General features: G+C 52.9%; 1 pseudogene. It reads right to left on the bottom strand.

Going from position 1 to position 666, the window contains the following annotated elements:
* Positions 1–666 (bottom strand): annotated as a pseudogene (locus ACTHUM_RS17060) (helix-hairpin-helix domain-containing protein); the annotation flags it as partial.

Here is a 666-nt window from a genome sequence, read left to right on the forward strand (position 1 = left end):
GACTTGTTCCAGTGTACCGAATGTCTGCGCCAGCGGTTTGGCGGTGCGTTCGCCGACGTGACGGATACCGAGGGCAAAAAGGAAGCGGGCAAGTTCAGGCGTTTTGCTGGCTTCTATGCCTGCGAGGATGTTTTCCGCCCATTTAGTTGGCTGTTTTTTACTGGTTTTGCTAAGCAGGGCATTGCCGCTCTCGCTTTCAAAGTCTTCAATCTCACTGTTTGATGGTTCTTCCTCATTAGCTGACGCTTTATCCGCCGTTTCCTTCATTTTTTGCAGGGTTGGGATATCGAGGCGGTAGAGGTCGGCGAAATGACGAACCAAATCTTGTGCTACCAGTTGCTCGATTTGTTTTTGTCCAAGTCCGTCGATGTCCATGGCTTTGCGTGAGGCGAAGTGGATTAAACCTTGCGCGCGTTGTGCTTGGCAAAGCATACCGCCGCTGCATCGGGCAACCGCTTCGCCTTCTTCGCGTTCGATTTCGCTGTGACAGATAGGGCAATGGGTGGGCAGGCGGTAAGGTTTGTGAAGCGGTTCGGAGCGGGTTTCAGAAGGTATTTCGGCAAACAAATCGTCTTGCAGGCCGTCTGAAACAGCAATGTTGGTATCCTGCATTGGGCGGCGGTTCAAAAATTACGCGCACCACCTCGGGAATCACGTCTCCGGCAC

It is taken from the genome of Neisseria sp. P0021.S006 (assembly GCF_051956895.1).